This is a genomic window from Streptococcus sp. 79, assembly GCF_013277425.1.
Lineage (GTDB): Bacteria > Bacillota > Bacilli > Lactobacillales > Streptococcaceae > Streptococcus > Streptococcus pseudopneumoniae.
On the sequence record NZ_VMMW01000003.1, the window covers coordinates 67891 to 89340 of the forward strand.

20 protein-coding genes, 1 pseudogene and 1 riboswitch are annotated in these 21450 nt (G+C 38.1%); of the genes and pseudogenes, 13 read left to right on the forward strand and 8 right to left on the reverse strand.

All coding sequences use genetic code 11. The features are described from left to right. Window positions 1–35: 35 nt before the first annotated feature. The 7 genes from HT729_RS01465 to HT729_RS11730 all read left to right on the forward strand — a co-directional run bounded on the left by HT729_RS01465 (window position 36) and on the right by HT729_RS11730 (window position 5623). Entirely contained in the window at window positions 36–902 is an 867-nt protein-coding gene (locus tag HT729_RS01465) for a helix-turn-helix transcriptional regulator (protein WP_172931582.1), read from the forward strand. 149 nt (window positions 903–1051) lie between these two features. Next, complete coding sequence (locus HT729_RS12330) at window positions 1052–1186, forward strand: hypothetical protein (RefSeq protein ID WP_264175886.1); 135 nt, start codon at window positions 1052–1054, stop codon at window positions 1184–1186. Between the two features lie 25 nt (window positions 1187–1211). Beyond that, entirely contained in the window at window positions 1212–2327 is a 1116-nt protein-coding gene (locus tag HT729_RS01470; RefSeq protein WP_050223303.1) for a ThiF family adenylyltransferase, read from the forward strand. Window positions 2328–2659: 332 nt separating this feature from the next. After that, a complete protein-coding gene (locus HT729_RS01475) occupies window positions 2660–3772 on the forward strand; it encodes an arginase family protein (protein WP_050223302.1) in 1113 nt (370 codons plus the stop codon). Next, window positions 3769–4296, forward strand: a complete 528-nt coding sequence (locus HT729_RS01480) for an isochorismatase family protein (RefSeq protein WP_050223301.1) — start codon at window positions 3769–3771, stop codon at window positions 4294–4296. Before HT729_RS01475 ends, HT729_RS01480 begins: the two co-directional genes overlap by 4 nt. Next, window positions 4271–5479 carry a hypothetical protein gene (locus tag HT729_RS01485; protein ID WP_050971331.1) on the forward strand — a complete coding sequence of 403 codons (1209 nt, stop codon included), beginning with the start codon at window positions 4271–4273 and terminating at the stop codon, window positions 5477–5479. Before HT729_RS01480 ends, HT729_RS01485 begins: the two co-directional genes overlap by 26 nt. A 33-nt stretch (window positions 5480–5512) precedes the next feature. Continuing rightward, entirely contained in the window at window positions 5513–5623 is a 111-nt protein-coding gene (locus HT729_RS11730; RefSeq protein ID WP_191995007.1) for a fucose isomerase, read from the forward strand. Window positions 5624–5743: 120 nt separating this feature from the next. Here HT729_RS11730 and HT729_RS01490 read toward each other — a convergent pair. Further along, a pseudogene (locus tag HT729_RS01490) lies at window positions 5744–6076 on the reverse strand (IS630 family transposase); the annotation flags it as partial. Window positions 6077–6277: 201 nt separating this feature from the next. Here HT729_RS01490 and mutL point away from each other — a divergent pair. Then, window positions 6278–8227: a DNA mismatch repair endonuclease MutL gene (gene mutL, locus HT729_RS01495; RefSeq protein WP_054388104.1), complete on the forward strand. Its 1950-nt coding sequence runs from the start codon at window positions 6278–6280 to the stop codon at window positions 8225–8227. Between the two features lie 324 nt (window positions 8228–8551). Here the strand turns inward: mutL and ribE (HT729_RS01500) are convergent, their stop codons facing one another. From ribE (HT729_RS01500) to ribD, 4 genes are read right to left on the reverse strand one after another with little or no spacing between them, the layout of a single operon-like run. Then, complete coding sequence (ribE, locus tag HT729_RS01500) at window positions 8552–9019, reverse strand: 6,7-dimethyl-8-ribityllumazine synthase (RefSeq protein ID WP_001099498.1); 468 nt, start codon at window positions 9017–9019, stop codon at window positions 8552–8554. Beyond that, on the reverse strand, window positions 9020–10225 hold the full coding sequence (locus tag HT729_RS01505; protein WP_000456639.1) for a bifunctional 3,4-dihydroxy-2-butanone-4-phosphate synthase/GTP cyclohydrolase II: 1206 nt from the start codon (window positions 10223–10225) through the stop codon (window positions 9020–9022). It abuts the gene before it with no gap. Window positions 10226–10244: 19 nt separating this feature from the next. Next, window positions 10245–10880 carry a riboflavin synthase gene (gene ribE, locus HT729_RS01510; RefSeq protein ID WP_000493848.1) on the reverse strand — a complete coding sequence of 212 codons (636 nt, stop codon included), beginning with the start codon at window positions 10878–10880 and terminating at the stop codon, window positions 10245–10247. Further along, entirely contained in the window at window positions 10865–11965 is a 1101-nt protein-coding gene (gene ribD / locus HT729_RS01515; protein ID WP_050102115.1) for a bifunctional diaminohydroxyphosphoribosylaminopyrimidine deaminase/5-amino-6-(5-phosphoribosylamino)uracil reductase RibD, read from the reverse strand. Before ribD ends, ribE (HT729_RS01510) begins: the two co-directional genes overlap by 16 nt. Window positions 11966–12099: 134 nt before the next feature. Further along, a riboswitch (FMN riboswitch) is annotated at window positions 12100–12214 on the reverse strand. A gap of 156 nt (window positions 12215–12370) precedes the next feature. On the opposite strand from ribD, the gene ruvA reads away from it, so the two are divergent. The 3 genes from ruvA to HT729_RS01530 are packed head-to-tail and all read left to right on the forward strand — an operon-like array spanning window position 12371 to window position 14211. Continuing rightward, window positions 12371–12964: a Holliday junction branch migration protein RuvA gene (ruvA, locus tag HT729_RS01520; protein ID WP_016397224.1), complete on the forward strand. Its 594-nt coding sequence runs from the start codon at window positions 12371–12373 to the stop codon at window positions 12962–12964. A 9-nt stretch (window positions 12965–12973) separates the two neighbouring features. Next, on the forward strand, window positions 12974–13537 hold the full coding sequence (locus HT729_RS01525) for a DNA-3-methyladenine glycosylase I (RefSeq protein WP_138705956.1): 564 nt from the start codon (window positions 12974–12976) through the stop codon (window positions 13535–13537). Beyond that, a complete protein-coding gene (locus HT729_RS01530; RefSeq protein WP_138705957.1) occupies window positions 13534–14211 on the forward strand; it encodes a type II CAAX endopeptidase family protein in 678 nt (225 codons plus the stop codon). Before HT729_RS01525 ends, HT729_RS01530 begins: the two co-directional genes overlap by 4 nt. 154 nt (window positions 14212–14365) lie before the next feature. Here HT729_RS01530 and HT729_RS01535 read toward each other — a convergent pair whose 3' ends face one another. The 3 genes from HT729_RS01535 to HT729_RS01545 all read right to left on the reverse strand — a co-directional run bounded on the left by HT729_RS01535 (window position 14366) and on the right by HT729_RS01545 (window position 17350). Next, window positions 14366–15397, reverse strand: a complete 1032-nt coding sequence (locus HT729_RS01535; RefSeq protein WP_138707690.1) for a S66 peptidase family protein — start codon at window positions 15395–15397, stop codon at window positions 14366–14368. 313 nt (window positions 15398–15710) lie between these two features. After that, a complete protein-coding gene (locus HT729_RS01540; RefSeq protein WP_138008194.1) occupies window positions 15711–16394 on the reverse strand; it encodes a DUF1129 domain-containing protein in 684 nt (227 codons plus the stop codon). 11 nt (window positions 16395–16405) lie between these two features. Further along, window positions 16406–17350, reverse strand: a complete 945-nt coding sequence (locus tag HT729_RS01545) for a magnesium transporter CorA family protein (RefSeq protein WP_000815629.1) — start codon at window positions 17348–17350, stop codon at window positions 16406–16408. Window positions 17351–17481: 131 nt separating this feature from the next. Here HT729_RS01545 and uvrA point away from each other — a divergent pair, with 131 nt between their 5' ends. Next, complete coding sequence (uvrA, locus tag HT729_RS01550) at window positions 17482–20313, forward strand: excinuclease ABC subunit UvrA (RefSeq protein WP_172931583.1); 2832 nt, start codon at window positions 17482–17484, stop codon at window positions 20311–20313. After that, entirely contained in the window at window positions 20306–21367 is a 1062-nt protein-coding gene (locus HT729_RS01555; protein ID WP_172931584.1) for a Xaa-Pro peptidase family protein, read from the forward strand. Before uvrA ends, HT729_RS01555 begins: the two co-directional genes overlap by 8 nt. Window positions 21368–21450: the final 83 nt, after the last annotated feature.

Sequence of the window (21450 nt, forward strand, 5' to 3'; positions counted from 1 at the left end):
AAAACTGAAATCAAATAGAAGAGGAAAATGCAAACGTGGGCACACTATTAGCAACAAGATTAAAAAATAGACGGAAAGAATTAAAAATGTCTCAGCGAGAACTAGCTGAAGGTATCTGTAAACAGGGGCAAATCAGTCGATTAGAGAGCGGAGAGTTTACCCCTGGAGCGGATTTCCTGAATGCCCTTGCTAAGAAGTTAAAAGTCAGTATGGATTATTTTTTTGATGAGCAGGTTGTAGAGAAAGTTGAGGAGTTATCAGAGTTTAAGAAATTAGTACAGACCTTTATCACAAATCGCAATTATGAATCATTAAAATATATATATGAATTAGAAAATGTAAAGTCACATCGCTTATCTTTAGCAGATAAAATCTACATGGAATGGATAAAATCTCTGATAGATTTTTATTTTTACGGACAGAAAGAAGATGCGATTGTACGATTAGAGGGGGTATTATCACAGTTAAGTGTATCTGATTTGAGCTATCTCCAAGTTTCAAACACCCTATTCAATTTTTACTATGATATTGGAGATTTAGGTCGTTTCAATAAAATTCGTGAAAAACTAGAGTATCGAGTAAATCAACTCAATTTGAGTACAATCGAAGAGTTAGAGCTATCTATTAAGTTTAACTACAACGTTTGTCGTTATCTATGGTTACAGAAAAATATTGAAGAAGCTATTACTAAAATTACAGCTACTATAAAACAATGTAAGGCTTACAGAACGAATTATCTTTTGGCTGATTTGTACTTATTGATGGGAAACGTAAGTGAAAATTTCTCTTCTAAAAGTTCAGTGAAAGAATATTTTGAGACAGCTCATTTCCTTTACAAATTAGAGGAAAACATGTCAATGGCTTTGAAAGTTGAGCATTACATTGCAGATATAACAGAATAATGAATACGGTGTTCAAGTGAGCATCGTTTTTCAAACTTAGTTTAGATACAAAAAAGTATCAAACAAAAAAAAATAAAAAAACATTATAAAAATACTTGACGAGCTAATTTTGAAGTGATAAAATAAATGCAAGAAAAAAGGAGAGGTATATGAGAAGTTTGTTTAAGAAAATAGTTGCTGTATTAGTTATTGGATTAATTCTGTTAGGGATTGCGAGAACACTTCAAGTTCATAAGATAGCTAGAGGGATTGATCCAGGTCCAGCTAATATTATGCCGAAATAAAATTTGAAAGATTGGAAAATAAAAAATGAGAAAACCATATTTCAAAAAGCAGTTAGCTCTAATTCCGTATGAAAATAAATTATCAATAGGTTCTACTCCTGGATTTGCATTAGAAATATCAGATGATGACCATCTAGTGTATAATATATTGAAACTTTGTGATGGTTTTCATAGCGAGGAAGACATTGCCGATTTACTTTCTGTTGATTTCCCAACTATCACTATTAGAGAAGTGTCAGAAATTTTAAGCGAGTTAGAAAACTATCCTGTCGTTTTAGAAGATTTTGAACTAACTTTGAATAGTGAACTAACTCCTAACCAAATTGAAAGACATAGTAGAACTATGAATTTTTTATCTAATTTTGATGCGTCTGGTAATCACAAAATAGATTACATGAAAAAGATAATTGATTCGAATGTGTTAGTAATTGGTCTAGGAGGTGTTGGTTCATCTTTGGTAATGAATTTATCAGCACTAGGGGTAGGTACTATAATTGGAGTTGACTTTGATAGTGTTGATTTATCTAATTTAAATAGGCAAATTCTTTATAATGAGTCTGATATTGGTAAGCTCAAATCAGAATGTGCCACAAATAAGATTTCTGAATTTGATAGTAGTATCAAATTTATTACCTATCAGCTAAAAGTTACATCTCCAGCTGATGTGGAAAAATTAATAAACGATCATGAAATTGATTTTGTATTTTGTGCTGCCGATCAACCTTCTATTTGGATTTATAAATGGATTAACGAAGCCTGTTTTAAAACTGGAGTGGCTTGGTTGTATGGTGGCAATAGTGAAGCGTCTTCATATTTTCAAACGATTATTCCAGGGGAATCAAGTTGTTTTAATTGTAGGGAACTTAATTTGAAGATGAAATCATCAGAGGGATTTGTGAAGTATAATGAAGTTTTAAAAAATGGGTATGCAACACAAAATAACTGTTTGGCTGCAACATCTTCTTGTATCACATCATTCATGATATTTGATTTTATCCGATTTATTACTGATATAGAAAAACCTAGGGTCCTAAATAAAATCCTGACAATTGATTATAGAGATTACGATATTTCATATGAAAGTATAGAAACTAATCAAGATTGTTTTTGTTGTCATCATGTCCCTGGAGAGGGACGTTAATCAATACTACTAATTAATTAGGAGGAAAAGTCTCATGGCAGATAATAAAAAGCCTAAGAAAATTGAGATTAAAGTGTTGGACACTGTCGAGCTCACAAAGCGTGGCGGTCGTAATACTATTAATCCAGAATCATAGTGAAGTTTAGAACTTTGCTTTTTGGGACATAATCGAGCTTTTATCTATTTTATGATTAGTGTCATTATTAATTTAGAACGATAGTTTTATAAATTGGTAAAAAAGGTTCGATTATTTTTGATTCGTTAGTTTGATACTAATCGTTTTAGAGTTTGGTGACGATGTCCCGAACTCTTTTTAAAAAAGGAGCTAGCTTATGGACATCAAGAAAGAATCCATTTCAGTAAAATTGATTGACAGTGATTTAATAGAGTTGATTAATTTGCAAACAGGACAAAAGGCTAATATAAATAAATTGACCTATGATGTTATATGTTCTTTGATCAACGAAGAAGAGTCCGAAATTTTTGGAAAGTTTGAAATTTCAGAATGTGAATTAGCTCAAGTAAAGAAGATGATGTTAGATTTAAATTTACTTAGTAATAATAAAAATTCGATTATTTTAAATAGAGAGCTTGGAAATTCTATTTTTGATAGTGATATGAATGACTATGATAAAAGAATTTTATTTGTGGGTCTTCCATATGATTCAGGATCTACTGGATCTACAGGTTCTAAGGAGGCGCCGAATTATATTAGAAGATACTACTCTGGTTTTTCATCAACTAGTAATGATTTTTATTTCCAGTCTTGCTCTTTTACTTATTCAAGTCAATTCGGAAGGTATGTTGAAGATTTTGGGAATATTCTTTATATTCCTGGAGAAGGATATAATGCGTTTCATGAAAGAGTAATAAACAATCTTAGTAAAGTAGAAAATAAAAAAATTCTTGGTTTTGGTGGTGACCATTCAGTATCCTATTCGATTTTGGAAGGATTAACTCAAAGAAATAAAGATGAAATTATTTATGTTAAATTTGATGCTCATTTTGACTGTGCTGGAACTAGTGAATTTCTTCCTATTAATCATCATAATTATGTTGAAAAAATTAGAGAAAAGGAAAACGTTTCGATATGGCATATTGGAGTTAGAGAACCTAGATTACCATTTTATGAAACAAGAGATGATTTATTTATAACTGATTTTAATCAACTTAACGATATGATAAACAAGAATAGAAATAAAAAATTCTATCTCTCAATAGATGTAGATATACTAGAACCTATGAATAATCCTGGAACGGCATATCAAATTCCAGAAGGTTTTGAGATAGATGAATTAATTTCTTTTCTTGATTTATTTGATAAGATAAATATTATTGGATTAGATGTTGTAGAGTTTAATCCCCTATTAGATAGAAATAACTCGTCTTTGAAGAATGTAAAAAAAATATTAACCAGAGCAATTAGATTGTTGGAGACATTATGAAGGCACTTATTATTTTAGATTGTCAAAAGGGAATGATTTCGGGAAAACAGTTTGATAAAGAATTGTCTAATATAAAATCATTGCTAGATTACATAAAAGAAAAGAAGGGTATTATTATTTCGACAAAACATATTGATTATGAACCAACTTCTATTATCTATTTTAGTGATAAATCTAAGTCTGACTTAGAAAGTTTTGTGGAATCTAAATCAGACTATATTATAGAAAAGAGTACACCGAATATTTTTATCCAAACTGATTTATTAGAGATATTGAAGAAAAATAACGTTGATGAAGTAGTAATATGTGGATTTAATGCCGAATATTGTTGTCTGTTTAGTGCAATTATATTCAATGATAGAGGATTTAAAGTTACTTATATAGAAGATGCAACTTCTTCTGTCAATACTCCTGATACATATGAAATGCCCGGGCTAGATATTGTTGATTTTGTAGGATGCATCTTAGATTGGTCAGGGTTAATTGAGGTATTGTACTATGAAGAATACTTATCGAAATATTGAGTTTTTTTCTGATTTTTTTCTACGTCAGGAATCAAAAGAAACAATCATTATTGGTAGAACTTCTATAAATAAATATATAGAAATACCTTATGATACTATCGGTATTATTAATGATATTTATCACCAGAAAATCATTTTAGATGAATATGATAATTATGAAGTAGAAGATATAGATGAGTTTATTCGAAATTTAATTGAACTCAATTTTATAGAGTATGCTGATGGTAAAAAATTTGAGTCAGAAACTATTAATATTGATGGGATTAGTTTTCCATTGATTACTCAAGATATATTAAAAAAGATTTTTACCAAAAAATTTTTTATTGCATTACTTATCTATTTAATTACTATTTACTCTTTTATTATTGCTAAACATTCCGACTTATTTAATTTGAATTATAAGCAAATATTTTTTTCTAGGTCGTTATTATTAATTACGTTTACTATAACAATTCTGGATTTTATTTTAGTATTTTTGCATGAATTTAGTCATTTTATGGCAATTAGACTATTGAGTGGTGAATTAGGTCATGTTGGAATTGGTCGGCGATTATTTTATTTTGTGTTCCAAACTAAAATTGATAATATTTGGATTTTAGGAAAGACAAAAAGAATTATTGTATACTTATCGGGTATAATATGTGACTTATTTATTTTATCATTATTGTGTTTATGTTCAATTATTCTAAAGAATGGACTTTTATTTAGTATTACTAGAATTGCAGAGTTTCTGCTCATTGTTGGTATATTGTTTGAGTTTAAGTTCTATCTAAAAACAGATTTATATTATTTGATTTCAGATTTATCAAATTCAAGAAATCTTATGAATGAGTCTAGAATGGTGTTAAAGAACTTTTTTACTAAAAGAAAATCGAAAAATATTATTGCAAGTATTTACTCTATTTTAATGATTATTGGTATCTTTATAGAAATTGCGATCGTAGTTTTGATAGGTTTTCCATCATTTTTATTTGTTCTAACACAAACCATAGAGGACTTTATGAATAGTAATTGGGATTATTTTTTTGCTAATCTGTTAGTTATTTCTTTGGGAACTTTGGAATTTATATTGATTTCTTATTTATTTTGTAAAGAAAAATCATCTAATTTAAAATTGTTTTTTTCAAAAATATTGACAATAAGAAAGTTGGCTCATATAGGTGAACCGCACCCCAAAAGTTAGACAGGAAAACTCTAACTTTTGGGGTGTTTTTTGATGAAACTCAATTACGAAGATAAAGTTCATATCTATGAATTGAGAAAACAAGGTGCTACTTGGGCACAACTTTCTGAAAAATATGGTGTCGTGACAAGCAATCTTAAATAATAGAGTAACTACATTAGTAGCTTAAAAACGTGATTAAATCGCTATTCTTAGGACTAGCGATTTTTCTTTTTGTATAAAAAAGTGGAGTAAGTATATATAGTCATTTAGTTTTAAAAAGCGTTCCAAACATTCAAAAATAGTTGGGACTTCCCTTAATAAATCTGTTACTTTCTTTTTCAAGATAGCCCAAGCTTGCTCAATAGGATTCAAATCCAGTGAATAAGGTGGTAGAGGTAAGAAAAAGTGTTTATCTTGAATGCAAAGTTCATCCAAAATGTTCTTGGGATGAAAACTAGCATTGTCCATGATAATGACATGAGATGTCTTTAAAGCAGGCAGGAATTGCGTTTTGAACCATTCCACAAAGAAGTTACTCGTCATGCTCTCCTTGTAAATCATGGGAGCTATAAACTCTCCGTCTACTTGTCCTGCAACAATTGAAGTCCGCTCAAAGACTTTCTCCCCTCGCCTAGCTTTCTAGTTTGCTCTTTGATTTTTATTGAGTATACCACTATTTTACTCCCTCTGGCAAGGTACTTTGTCTATGTGGAGGGATTTGGTTCCTATGTGGTGGAGCTTTTCTGTTCTTTCTGAAATATGGTATAATAGCACTAATCAATTTCTAGGAAAATAGATACGGAAAGGGGCTGAAAGATGTCTCATATTATTGAATTACCAGAGGTGTTGGCAAACCAGATTGCAGCTGGGGAGGTCATTGAACGTCCTGCCAGTGTGGTCAAAGAGTTGGTAGAAAATGCCATTGACGCGGGCTCTAGTCAGATTATCATTGAGATTGAGGAAGCTGGTCTCAAGAAAATCCAAATCACAGATAATGGTCATGGAATTGCCCACGATGAAGTAGAATTAGCCCTGCGTCGCCATGCGACCAGTAAGATAAAAAATCAAGCAGATCTTTTTCGGATTCGGACGCTTGGTTTTCGTGGTGAAGCTCTGCCTTCTATCGCATCCGTCAGCGTTTTAACTCTTTTGACAGCAGTTGAGGGCGCAAGTCACGGAACCAAGTTAGTCGCGCGTGGGGGTGAAGTTGAGGAAGTCATCCCAGCGACTAGTCCTGTGGGAACCAAGGTTTGTGTAGAGGATCTCTTCTTCAACACGCCTGCCCGCCTCAAGTATATGAAGAGTCAGCAAGCGGAGCTGTCTCATATCATTGATATTGTCAACCGTCTGGGTTTGGCCCATCCTGAGATTTCTTTTAGTTTGATCAGTGATGGCAAGGAAATGACGCGGACAGCAGGGACTGGTCAATTGCGCCAAGCAATCGCAGGGATTTACGGTTTGGTCAGTGCCAAGAAGATGATTGAAATTGAGAACTCTGACCTAGATTTCGAAATTTCAGGTTTTGTGTCCTTGCCTGAGTTGACTCGGGCTAACCGCAATTATATCAGCCTCTTCATCAATGGTCGTTATATCAAGAACTTCCTGCTCAATCGTGCTATTTTGGATGGTTTCGGAAGCAAGCTTATGGTTGGACGTTTTCCACTGGCTGTCATTCACATCCATATCGACCCTTATCTAGCGGATGTCAATGTGCATCCAACCAAGCAAGAGGTGCGGATTTCCAAGGAAAAAGAACTGATGACGTTGGTCTCAGAAGCTATTGCAAATAGTCTCAAGGAACAAACCTTGATTCCAGATGCCTTGGAAAATCTTGCCAAATCGACCGTGCGTAATCGTGAGAAGGTGGAGCAAACTATTCTCCCACTCAAAGAAAATACGCTCTACTATGAGAAAACTGAGCCGACAATACCTAGTCAAGCTGAGGTGGCTGATTATCAGGTAGAATTGACTGATGAAGGGCAGGATTTGACCCTGTTTGCCAAGGAAACCTTGGACCGATTGACCAAGCCAGCAAAACTGCATTTTGCAGAGAGAAAACCTGCTAACTACGACCAGCTAGACCATCCAGAGTTAGATCTTGCTAGCATCGATAAGGCTTATGACAAACTGGAGCGAGAAGAAGCATCCAGCTTCCCAGAGTTGGAGTTTTTCGGACAAATGCACGGGACTTATCTCTTTGCCCAAGGGCGAGATGGACTTTACATCATAGATCAGCACGCTGCTCAGGAACGGGTCAAGTACGAGGAGTACCGTGAAAGCATTGGCAATGTTGACCAGAGCCAGCAGCAACTCCTAGTGCCCTATATCTTTGAATTTCCTGCGGATGATGCCCTGCGTCTCAAGGAAAGAATGCCTCTCTTAGAGGAAGTGGGCGTCTTTCTAGCAGAGTACGGAGAAAATCAATTTATTCTACGTGAACATCCTATTTGGATGGCAGAAGAAGAGATTGAATCAGGCATCTATGAGATGTGCGACATGCTCCTTTTGACCAAGGAAGTTTCTATCAAGAAATACCGAGCAGAGCTGGCTATCATGATGTCTTGCAAGCGATCTATCAAGGCCAATCATCGTATTGATGATCATTCAGCTAGACAACTCCTCTATCAGCTTTCTCAATGTGACAATCCCTATAACTGTCCTCACGGACGTCCTGTCTTGGTGCATTTTACCAAGTCGGATATGGAAAAGATGTTCCGACGTATTCAGGAAAATCACACCAGTCTCCGTGAGTTGGGGAAATATTAAAAGTATAAAAAAGTCTGGGAAAAATTTTCAAAATCAGAAAAACGCATAAAATCAGGTGTTCAAAAACCTTGATTTTATGCGTTTTATCATGGAAATAGTTACTTCATTTTTTCCTAATTCTTTTCGAAACTCTTTTTAAACGACGTCAGTTTTATCAGTAATCTCAAAACAGTGTTTTGAGCTAATTTTGCCAGTTTTGTCTGTAACATCGAAGTTGTGTTTTACCACTCTGCGACTGGTTTCCTAGTTTGCTCTATGATTTTCACAGAGTATTAAATTGCGATTTTGCCAAGTTTTTTTATTCGTCTAAAAGTAGAGTCTGTTCTATGCGTCTAATGTACGAATTAGGTTGACCATTTCAATAGCTCCTTGTGCACACTCAGAACCCTTATTTCCTGCTTTAGTACCAGCTCGTTCTATGGCTTGTTCAATTGTATCTGTCGTTAGCACACCAAACATAACTGGGATTTCGCTATTTAAACTGATTTGGGCGATTCCCTTAGATACCTCACTACATACATAATCATAATGACTTGTACTCCCTCTAATGACAGCTCCCAAGCAGATAATTGCATCATATTTTTTACTTTTTGCCATTTTTGATGCAATCAGAGGTATTTCAAAAGCTCCTGGAACCCAGGCTACCTCGATATCTTTCTCGTTTACATTCTCTCTTTTGAGATTATCTAGTGCTCCAGATAATAATTTTGAAGTTATAAATTCATTAAATCTCGCTACAACAATACCGATTTTAATATCGTTCGCTACTAAATTACCTTCATAAGTGTTCATTTATTTTTCCTCCATATTTAAAATGTGACCCATTCGATTTTTCTTTGTTTCTAAATAAAAACTATCGTAAGGATTGGCTTCTATTTCGATTGATATTCTACTGGAAATGGTAATTCCATATTTTTCTAACTGTTCAACCTTGTCAGGATTATTTGTCAGTAAATGAAGTGACTGAAGTCCCAGATCTTTAAGCATTTGTGCTCCAATATGATATTCTCTTAAATCACCTTCAAAGCCTAATGCAAGATTGGCATCAAGAGTATCCATGCCTTGATCTTGTAAATGATAGGCTTTTAATTTATTGATAAGTCCAATTCCTCGTCCCTCCTGTCGCAAGTAAAGTAAGACACCCGAACCATTCTCAACAATCATTTTCATAGCTTTATCGAATTGCTGTCCACAATCGCAACGTAAAGAGCCTAAAACATCTCCTGTTAAACATTCGGAGTGGACCCGACATAATACATTGGCTTCATCCTCTATGTTTCCCATAATAAGAGCAAGATGATGTTCCCCATTTAGTTTATCTATATAGCTAATTGCTTTGAAATTACCGTATCTAGTAGGCATATTGACAGTTGAAACTCGTTCTACCAGCTGATCATATACTTTTCTATATTCTTGTAATTCTTTGATGGTAATTAGTGGAATGTTGTGTTTCTTCGAGAACTGAATTAAATCATCTGTTCTCATCATTTTGCCATCATGATTCATTATTTCACAACATAGGCCACACTCTTTTAGTCCAGCTAATTTTAATAAATCAACAGTTGCTTCTGTGTGTCCATTTCTTTCTAGGACACCACCTTTTTTTGCAATTAAAGGAAACATGTGTCCTGGCCTGCGAAAATCAGAGGGTGTTATATCTTCAGCTACACACATACGTGCGGTCAGTCCTCTTTCCTCGGCAGAAATACCTGTGGTCGTTTCTTTATAATCAATTGAAACTGTAAAAGCAGTCTTATGATTATCTGTATTGTTTTCAACCATAGGTGAAAGCATTAATTGATTAGCTAAACTTTCGCTCATAGGCATACAAATTAATCCTTTGGCATAAGTAGCCATAAAATTAACATTTTCTGTTGTAGCTGCTTGTGCAGAACAAATTAAGTCTCCTTCATTTTCTCTATCCTTGTCGTCTATAACAAGAACAAGTCGTCCCTTCTGCAATGCTTCTAATGCTTCTTGTATTTTTCGATATTCCATTGACTGATTATCCTTTCTGCTAAAATCCATTTTGATATAATAGTTCCTTAGATATTTCTGATTTTGGAGAGTTATCCATCAGTTTTTGCACATATTTACCTAAGATATCATTTTCAAGATTTACTGTACTCCCGACTTGTTTACTCTTAAGAATGGTTTGTTCCAAGGTATGAGGGATAACAGATACTGAAAAGTTTACTTTGGAGACTTTAGCGACAGTCAGACTAATGCCGTCAATTGTAATAGATCCTTTTTCAACTATTAAATCTAAAATTTCTTTTTGTGTGTTGATTTGATACCATACAGCATTATTATCTTTTTTTATTGACGAGATTTTTCCTGTACCATCAATGTGTCCTGTAACGACGTGACCCCCAAGTCGACCGTTGACAGATAAGGCTCTTTCTAGATTCACCTCACTTCCATGTTTTAATAGAGTAAGAGCTGTTCGACTCCATGTTTCATTCATTACATCAACTGTAAAGGATTGATGATTGAAATGAGTAACTGTAAGACAGATACCATTTACTGCTATACTATCGCCTAAATGGATATCCGTTAATATTTTTGAGGCTTTAATTGATAGTTTACAATTACGAGAGTCTTTCTGTATTCTTTCAACTTTTCCGATTTCTTCAATTATTCCTGTGAACATGGATAAATCACTTCACTTTCTATGAGATAGTCATTTCCTATTTGAGAAAAAGCATAAGGTTTCAATCTAATAGCGTCATTTGGCAAAGAAATGCCTTCACCTCCGACAGGAAACTTGGCACTGCCTCCAAAAATTTTTGGTGCAATATATATTTTCAGCTCATCAACAATTTGTTGTTCCAAAGCACTCCAATTCATTAGACTGCCCCCTTCTAGAACTAGGCTATCAATCTGCATGTTTCCTAGATGTTGCATTAAACTCGATAAGTCTATATGATTGCCTTTTTTCTTTATGGAAAGTATTTCACAGCCATGATTTTGATATAGCTTCATTTTATTTTTGTCTTCAGAGGAAGTGGCAATGTAAGTTTTAATATCATTTGCTGTTTTTACGATTTTAGAGGTAAGAGGAGTTCGTAAATGTGTATCGCATATGATACGGATAGGATTTTTCCCTTCCTCCAATCTACATGTCAGCAAAGGATCGTCTTGAATAACAGTATTGACTCCCACCATAATTGCACTAACATGGTGTCGTAACTGATGCACATGCTTTCTTGCCTCTTCTTCAGTAATCCATTTGGATTGATTTGTTTTAGTGGCTATTTTTCCATCCATTGTCATTGCATATTTCATAAAAACATAGGGTACATGCTGGGTAATATACTTTCTAAAACTTTTTATTAAGTTAAGACACTCATTTTCTAAAATTCCAACAGTAACTTGAAGATTATTTTCCTCAAGTATCTTTACTCCTTCTCCAGATACAATAGGATTACAGTCTAGGCTTCCAATGACTACTCTTGTAATACCACTATCGATTATAGCATCTATACAGGGAGGTGTTTTCCCGAAGTGACAACAGGGTTCAAGTGTTACATAAAGCGTCGCTCCGACAGGGGATTCTCTACAGTTTTTAAGAGCATTTCTCTCAGCATGTGGGCCACCAAAAAACTCATGATAACCTTGTCCGATGATGTGATTATCTTTTACAATAACTGCGCCGACCATAGGATTGGGATTGACGTAACCAGCCCCTTTTTGTGCCAGTTTTATTGCTAATTTCATATATTTTGAATCGCTCATCTCACTACCTCCAAAAAAAATATACCTTGAATAGGGGACTACTCAAGGCATACAAAAGAAAACTTATGCGATTAACAAAAATGCTCTGAAATGACAAGTAATCATTTCAGAGCACGCAAAAAGCACAAATATACTTTTATCTTCTTTCATCCAGACTATACTGTCGGCTTTGGAATTTCACCAAATCATGCCTTTCGGCTCGTGGGCTATACCACCGGTAGGGAATTGCACCCTGCCCTGAAGATAGTTATTCAATTACAGATGATTATAGTACTTAATTTTGAATATGTCAACAGATAAATACAGATTATTTTTGATATACTGTATTTGTGATAATCGATTCTCGCTCCTCGGATAAAGAAAATATGATATACTAGATAAACGAAATAAGAGAGAAGGAACACTATGTACGCATATTTAAAAGGAATCATTACCAAAATTACTGCCAAATACATTGTTCTTGAAACCAATGGTATTGGTTATATCCTGCATGTGGCCAATCCTTATGCCTATTCAGGTCAGGTTAATCAGGAGGCTCAGATTTATGTGCATCAGGTTGTTCGTGAGGACGCCCATTTGCTTTATGGATTTCGCTCAGAGGATGAGAAAAAGCTCTTTCTTAGTCTGATTTCGGTCTCTGGGATTGGTCCTGTATCAGCTCTTGCTATTATCGCTGCTGATGACAATGCTGGCTTGGTTCAAGCCATTGAAACTAAGAACATCACCTACTTGACCAAATTCCCTAAAATTGGCAAGAAAACAGCCCAGCAGATGGTGCTGGACTTGGAAGGCAAGGTAGTAGTTGCAGGAGATGACCTTCCTGCCAAGGTCGCAGTGCAAGCAAGTGCTGAAAACCAAGAATTGGAAGAAGCTATGGAAGCCATGTTGGCTCTGGGCTACAAGGCAACAGAGCTCAAGAAAATCAAGAAATTCTTTGAAGGAACGACAGATACAGCTGAGAACTATATCAAGTTGGCTCTTAAAATGTTGGTCAAATAGGAGCAGAGCATGACAAAACGTTGTTCGTGGGTCAAGATGACCAACTCGCTCTACATCGCCTATCATGATAAGGAGTGGGGCCAGCCCCTCCATGATGATCAAGCATTATTTGAGTTGTTGTGTATGGAGACCTATCAGGCAGGCCTGTCTTGGGAAACGGTGCTCAACAAACGCCAAGCTTTCCGAGAAGTCTTTCATGGCTATCAAATTCAAGCGGTCGCAGAGATGACAGACACCGAATTGGAAGCCATGCTGGAGAATCCAGCCATCATTCGAAATAGAGCCAAGATTTTTGCTACACGCGCTAACGCCCAAGCCTTTCTACGGTTACAGGCAGAATATGGCTCTTTTGATGCCTATCTTTGGTCCTTTGTTGATTGGAAAACTATTGTTAATGATGTTCCTGATTATCGCCAAGCCCCAGCTAAAACACCCTTATCTGAGAAATTAGCCAAAGATCTCAAAAAACGAGGCTTCAAGTTCACAGGCCCAGTCGCCGTATTGTCTTTTCTACAGGCTGCAGGGCTAGTTGATGATCACGAGAATGATTGTGAGTGGAAAGGTCTTAAATGATGTCTAACAAAAATAAGGAAATTCTGATTTTTGCGATTCTCTATACAGTCCTCTTTGTGTTTGATGGCGTTAAATTGCTGGCTTCTTTAATGCCATATGTCATTGCAAATTATCTTGTTTATGTAGTTTTAGCTTTATATGGCTCCTTCTTGTTTAAGGATAGATTGATCCAACAATGGAAGGAGATTAGAAAGACTAAAAGAAAATTCTTCTTGGGCGTCTTAACAGGATGGCTCTTTCTCATTCTGATGACTGTTGTCTTTGAATTTGTATCAGAGATGTTGAAGCAGTTTGTGGGACTAGATGGACAAGGTCTAAACCAGTCGAATATTCAAAGTGCCTTTCAAGAACAACCACTACTGATAGCTGTTTTTGCTTGTGTTATTGGACCTCTGGTAGAAGAATTAATTTTTCGTCAAACTCTATTGAGATATTTAAGAAAAAGTCTGCCAACTTGGCTGAGTATCTTTATAGTCGGATTTGCTTTTGCCTTAACTCATATGCACAGCTTGGATTTGTCCGAGTGGGTTGGTGCAGTCGGTTATCTAGGTGCTGGTCTTGCCCTTTCTATTATTTTTGTGAAAGAAAAGGAGAATATCTACTATCCCCTACTTGTTCACATGTTAAGCAACAGCCTCTCCTTAATCATTTTAGCTATCAGTATAGAGAAATGAAATAAGAACAGGACAAATCGATCAGGACAGTCAAATCGATTTCTAACAATGTTTTAGAAGTAGAGGTGTACTATTCTAGTTTCAATTTGCTGTAATATGTGATGAAAATGCCAGTAATGATACCGAGAAAAAAGCTGAGAAACTTTTCCCAGCTTTATTTGTTATAGTCAAAGCGAATGACTTGTTCCTGTGCATCTACATGAGCATGGACCCCAAAGGGTACAATTGCTCTTGGAGTTGCGTGGCCGACATTCAGATTATAGACAATCGGGATATTGCTGTCAATGATATCCAATAGTGCCTCTTTATAGTCATCATGGAAAGTTTCATCCATAGGTTTTCCGACCAAGAGTCCATTGATGACCGCGAATATGCCAGTGTCCTTTAAAGTTAGCAACATCTTTTTGAAGTCTTCTGTCTTAGGCTTTTCTTCGCTTGTTTCGAGCAAGAGGATTTTCCCTTCCCAGTCTGACAAGTCAGGGAAAAGTTTGTATTTTTGGCAGAGCTCCGTGCTATCTGCGTATCGAGAGTTGTCAAAGATATCGTAGAGGGATTCGAGGCAACCACCGAGGATTTTCCCCTCGAACTGGGCACTTCCTTGCAACAAGTCAAAACCTGTATTTGTATGACTGACACGAGGTGTTCCCAGGGCCGTGGGACTAAAATCAGTTCGTTCCTCATACCAAACGTCACTAGGGCGGATTTCTGAAATTCTTCCCGTCTCAATCAATTCTTTAAAGTAGTGAAGGCTATAGGCTAGCATTTCTTTGTCTAATTCACAAATGTCTGCTAAAAAGGATTGACCATAAAAAGTCTTGATTCCTAATTTATGCAACATGAGGTGGTTCATGGTTGTATCCGAGAAGCCAAGAAAAATTTTTTGTTTGATAACCTTTTGGAGTTGGTCATTTTCAAAAAGATAAGGTAGTAAGCGATATGTATCGTCTCCACCGATGGCACATAGGATCATATCGATGCTATCATCAGAAAAGGCATGAATCAAATCCTCTGCACGCGCTTCAGGATGGTCCTTGATAAAGTCTAATCCTTTTAACGAATGGGGCAAAAAGATAGGATTGAGTCCCAGATCCTTGAGACGTTGGATACCCAAGTCTACTTCGTGTTTGACAAAGTCCTCTCCGATAATGCCACTAGATAAACTAACAATACCAATAGTAGAAATCATATCTGATCCTCCTAGAAATAGATTGAGCCTATTTTATCACAAAATATAAGAGAAAGCTATGTGGGATTTCAGAAGAATACTTTTAATACTCTTCGAAAATCTCTTCAAACCACGTCAGTTTTATTTGCAACCTCAAAGCTGTGCTTTGAGCAACCTGCAGCTAGCTTCCTAGTTTGCTCTTTGATTTTCATTGAGTATGAGCCTATTTTATCACAAAAGATTAGATAGAGCTATGTGGATGTCAGAAGAATACTTTAAAATCAAAAAAGTAAGTGAAAAAGCAACCGCACCTGCAGTTGCTTTTATCGTTTTCTTATTCTTGATAGCGTGTTGGTCCTGCACTTGCGCTGCGGATATTCAAGCGTTTCTTGAGATAGAAGCGAAGGGCTAGGAGGGCTGCTCCGATAATAGCCAATGGCAATGGAGCCAGTACTGGGTTAAGGCTAGCTGGTAGGAAGCTTGTTGCAAAGAAGACAAGCAACCAAAGGAACATAGAAGCTAGGATAACTAGTACAGATTTCCAGAAAGGCGGGCGTTGACTGCGATCCATGTCTGGTCCATAATATTGGTAAACAAAGTAGTACATCAAGTAGAAGGCAAATCCACCAACCAGTCCAACTAATAAGAGAGTGACAAATCCATAGCCGAAAGCTTGATCTGCAGCAAAGAAAGTTGTGAGGGCGCTGACGAGGGCAAAGAGGCTAGTGATGAAAAGAGCTGAGTCCATAATCATGAGTTTTGGATCATCATTTTCTTTTGGATGCTCTTTTTCGTACTGCTCTTTGACAGTGAAGCTATGAGCCCAATGAGTTGGTGCGCCGTATAGGGAACGGGCAGTTGTACCTTTAGATTGCTCCTCAAGGATTTGGGGAATGACTTCCTCAAAAATAGTCTGGATTTCAGCGTCTGTTTTCCCATCTTTGATGAATTGTTGGGTAGCAATGTGGACAAACTCTTGGTTTTTCTTAGTTAATTTTTGTAGATCAATCTGAGACATAGGAACTCCTCTTAGAACCATTTTTTATGGATGAGATAGAGAGTGAGCGAGACACTCATAGCAAAGGCGATAAAGACGATTAACCAGAAGGCATTTGGCTCTCCGTTTAGGGGGATTTCATTATCCTTAAAGTTCATCCCGTAGGCAGAAAAGACCATGGTTGGGATGGACATGACGATGGTCACAAGAGCCAAGGTTTTCATGATGTTGTTCTGGTTGTTAGAAATGATAGAGGCGAAGGTCTCTGTCATAGAATGCAAGACGTTTCCATAAATGTCTGCCATCTCGATGGCCTGTTGGGTTTCAATCAGGGTGTCTTCAAGCAGGTCTTCGTCCTCAAGGTATTTCTTGATATTGCTGGTTGAACTGGTCAATTTCTTAATCACGCGCTCATTTGTTTTGAGGGAGGCTTTGAAATAGACGATAGTTTTTTCCAATTCCATGAGCTCAATCAATTCTTCATTACGAGTTGATTGATGCAGTTGACTTTCGATTTGTTCACTCTTACGGTCAATCGAACGAAGGGCTGTTAGGTAAAGTTCTGCATTGCGATAGAGAATCTGGAAGATAAAACGCGAACGCATGAAGGTATAGAAATTACGCAAACGACGGTTGATAAAGACATCAAGGACAGGTAGTGGTTCCAAACACGTAGTGATAATGGTTTCCTCAGTGATGATAATACCAAGCGGTATGGTTACGTAGTAGGTGCGGTTATTTCTTTCCTCCGTGACCGGCACGTCTACGATAATCAGGGTATACTCGTCTTCAATGGTAATACGAGACATTTCTTCCGCATCGAGCGGTGCTCGAAGGTCGGCAATATCAATATCGAAGGTGTTGGCGATTTCGAGTGATTCATTTTGAGTCGGATTAACGAGATTGATCCAAGTACCCGGTTCAAGCGTATCGATCTCTTTAAATTCAGTTGTTGTAGAGAGAAAAACTTGTTTCATATCCCTTATCCTTTCTCATTTTTCAGATTTTTTCACACCGTACTATTATACTACAAAATCGGCCTTTTGGGTAATAGAATCTCACTTTTTTTGGTATAATGGTAAGCAATAATGGACTAGAAAGAACAAAGATGCAAGATAAAATTGTCATTCATGGGGCGCGTGCCCATAATTTAAAAAATATTGATGTGGAGATTCCGCGAGACAAGTTGGTTGTCGTGACTGGCTTGTCAGGTTCAGGGAAGTCCAGTCTGGCTTTTGATACCCTCTATGCGGAGGGACAACGTCGCTATGTAGAGAGTTTGTCCGCCTACGCTCGTCAGTTCTTGGGAAATATGGAAAAACCAGATGTAGATGCTATTGATGGTCTCAGCCCAGCTATTTCCATCGACCAGAAAACGACTAGCAAAAACCCTCGTTCGACGGTGGGAACAACGACTGAAATCAATGACTATCTGCGTCTTCTCTACGCACGTGTGGGGACGCCTTACTGTATCAAGGGGCATGGAGCTATCAAGGCTTCTTCGGTGGAGCAAATCGTTGATAAGGTTTTGGAGTTACCTGAACGCCAGCGCTTGCAGATTTTGGCCCCTGTCATCCGCAAGAAAAAAGGTCAACATAAGAGTGTTATCGAGAAGGTTCAGAAAGATGGGTATGTCCGTGTCCGTGTGGATGGGGAAGTCTATGATGTGACCGAAGTGCCAGACTTGTCCAAGAGCAAGCAACACAATATCGATGTCGTGGTTGACCGTATTGTCATCAAGGAGGGCATTCGTAGTCGTCTCTTTGATTCCATTGAGGCTGCCCTTCGTATCGCAGAAGGCTATGTCATTATCGACACTATGGACGATTCGGAGTTGCTCTTCTCTGAGCATTATGCCTGCCCAGTTTGTGGCTTTACTGTTCCAGAGTTAGAGCCACGTCTCTTCTCCTTCAATGCTCCTTTTGGCTCTTGTAGTGAGTGTGACGGTTTGGGCATCAAGTTGGAGGTGGATACTGATTTGGTAGTGCCAGATGCCAGCAAAACCTTACGTGAGGGAGCGCTAGCACCTTGGAATCCTATCTCATCCAACTACTATCCCAACATGCTAGAGCAGGCTATGACAGCCTTTGGAGTGGATATGGATAAGCCTTTTGAGGACTTGTCAGAAGAAGATAAAAACTTGATTCTCTACGGCTCAGATGGCAAGGAATTCCATTTCCACTATGAGAATGAATTTGGTGGTGTGCGCGATATTGACATTCCTTTTGAGGGAGTTATCAATAATATCAAGCGTCGTTATCACGAGACAAACAGCGATTATACCCGCACCCAGATGCGTCTCTACATGAATGAGCTGACCTGCGGAACCTGTCACGGCTATCGTCTCAATGACCAGGCCTTGTCTGTTCGTGTGGGTGGCGAGCAAGGGCCGCATATCGGAGACATTTCAGACCTATCTATCGCAGACCACTTGGACTTGGTGAGCCAGCTGACCTTGTCTGAAAATGAAGCCATCATTGCTCGTCCCATTCTCAAGGAAATCAAGGATCGTTTGACCTTCCTTAATAACGTGGGTCTTAATTATCTGACTCTGTCACGTTCAGCAGGAACCCTTTCAGGTGGGGAAAGCCAGCGTATTCGTTTGGCAACCCAGATTGGTTCCAATCTATCTGGCGTCCTCTATATCCTAGATGAGCCGTCAATCGGTCTCCACCAGAGGGATAATGACCGTCTGATTGCTAGTCTCAAAAAGATGCGTGACTTGGGCAATACTCTCATAGTAGTAGAACATGACGAAGATACCATGCGTGAGGCTGATTATCTGATTGACGTTGGTCCCGGTGCCGGTGTTTTTGGTGGGGAGATTGTTGCCGCAGGTACGCCCAAACAGGTGGCTCGCAACAGTAAGTCTATCACAGGCCAGTACTTGTCAGGCAAACGTGCCATTCCAGTACCAGAAGAGCGTCGTGTTGGTAATGGTCGTTTTATCGAAGTGACAGGAGCGCGTGAGAACAACCTGCAAAATGTCACAGCTCGCTTCCCACTAGGAAAATTCATCGCAGTGACTGGTGTATCAGGTTCAGGGAAATCGACCCTCATTAACAGCATCCTCAAAAAAGCCATTGCCCAGAAGCTCAACCGTAATTCAGACAAACCAGGTAAATTCAAAACGATTACAGGGATTGAGCATGTAGACCGCTTGATTGATATTGACCAGAGTCCTATCGGACGAACGCCGAGGTCCAACCCAGCTACCTATACAGGAGTTTTTGACGATATACGTGACCTTTTTGCTCAGACAAATGAAGCTAAGATTCGTGGCTACAAGAAGGGACGTTTCAGTTTTAACGTCAAGGGTGGCCGTTGCGAAGCCTGCTCGGGTGACGGGATTATCAAGATTGAGATGCACTTCTTGCCAGATGTTTATGTGGCTTGTGAAGTCTGCCACGGAACCCGCTACAACAGTGAAACACTAGAAGTTCACTACAAGGAAAAGAATATCTCGCAGGTCTTGGACATGACCGTCAATGATGCGGTGGAGTTCTTCCAACACATTCCTAAGATTCAACGCAAACTCCAGACTATCAAGGATGTAGGGCTAGGCTACGTAACGCTAGGGCAACCAGCTACCACCCTTTCTGGGGGAGAGGCCCAGCGTATGAAACTGGCTAGTGAACTCCACAAACGCTCGACAGGAAAATCTTTCTACATTCTGGATGAGCCGACGACAGGGCTTCATACCGAGGATATCGCTCGCTTGCTTAAAGTCTTGGCTCGCTTTGTAGACGATGGCAATACAGTCCTTGTTATCGAGCACAATCTAGATGTTATTAAGACGGCAGACCATATTATTGACTTGGGACCTGAGGGCGGTGTCGGTGGTGGAACCATCATCGCAACAGGAACTCCAGAAGAAGTAGCGGCTAACCAAGCCAGCTACACAGGACAGTATTTGAAAGGAAAATTACATCATGAATAAACGCGTACAAGCATTTCTAGATAAAATGCAAGAAAAAGAACTAGATGGTATCATCATCAATAACCTTAAAAACGTCTATTATTTGACTGGTTTTTGGGGCTCAAACGGAACAGTCTTTATCAGCCGTGACCGTCAGGTCTTGGTGACAGACTCTCGCTATATCATTGCAGCCAAGCAAGAAACCAGTGGCTTTGAGATTGTAGCTGACCGCGATGAATTAGCTGTTATTGCAGGAATTGTTAAGGACATGGGCTTGTCTCGAATCGGTTTTGAAGATGAGATTTCGGTCTCTTATTATCATCGTATGCAGGCAACCTTTGAAGGAATTGACTTGCTTCCACAGACTCAGTTTGTTGAGGGTCTTCGAATGATTAAGGATGAGGCGGAGATTGCAGCTATTCGCAAGGCTTGTTCTATCTCAGACCAAGCTTTTCGCGATGCGCTTGACTTTATTAAGCCAGGAAAGACTGAAATTGAGATTGCCAACTTCCTTGACTTCCGCATGCGTGAGTTGGGAGCATCTGGCTTGTCTTTTGACACAATTCTAGCTAGCGGTATCAATTCTTCCAAACCCCATGCCCATCCTATGCACAAACCAGTGGAGCTAGGAGAAGCCATTACCATGGACTTCGGTTGCCTCTACGACCACTATGTCAGTGATATGACACGGACTATCTATCTGGGGCATGTCAGCGACGAGCAAGCAGAGATTTACAATACAGTTCTAAAAGCTAACCAAGCCTTGATTGAACGGGCTAAGGCTGGCTTAGGTTTCCGTGACTTTGACAAAATTCCTCGTGATATTATCATCGAGGCAGGCTATGGTGACTACTTTACCCACGGTATCGGACACGGTATTGGACTGGATATCCATGAAGAGCCTTACTTTAGCCAAACTTCTACAGAAACTATTAAGGCAGGTATGGCCTTGACCGATGAACCAGGTATCTATATCGAAGGCAAATATGGCGTTCGTATCGAGGATGATATCCTGATTACAGAGACAGGTTGTGAATTATTGACCCTAGCTCCAAAAGAGTTGATAGTCATTTAGTTGTTTGTCAAGAAAAAAGTACGAAAATGACGAAAAAAGTCAAAAAAAATTAAAAATAGGTCGCAAGTCGGATGTTTTTTATG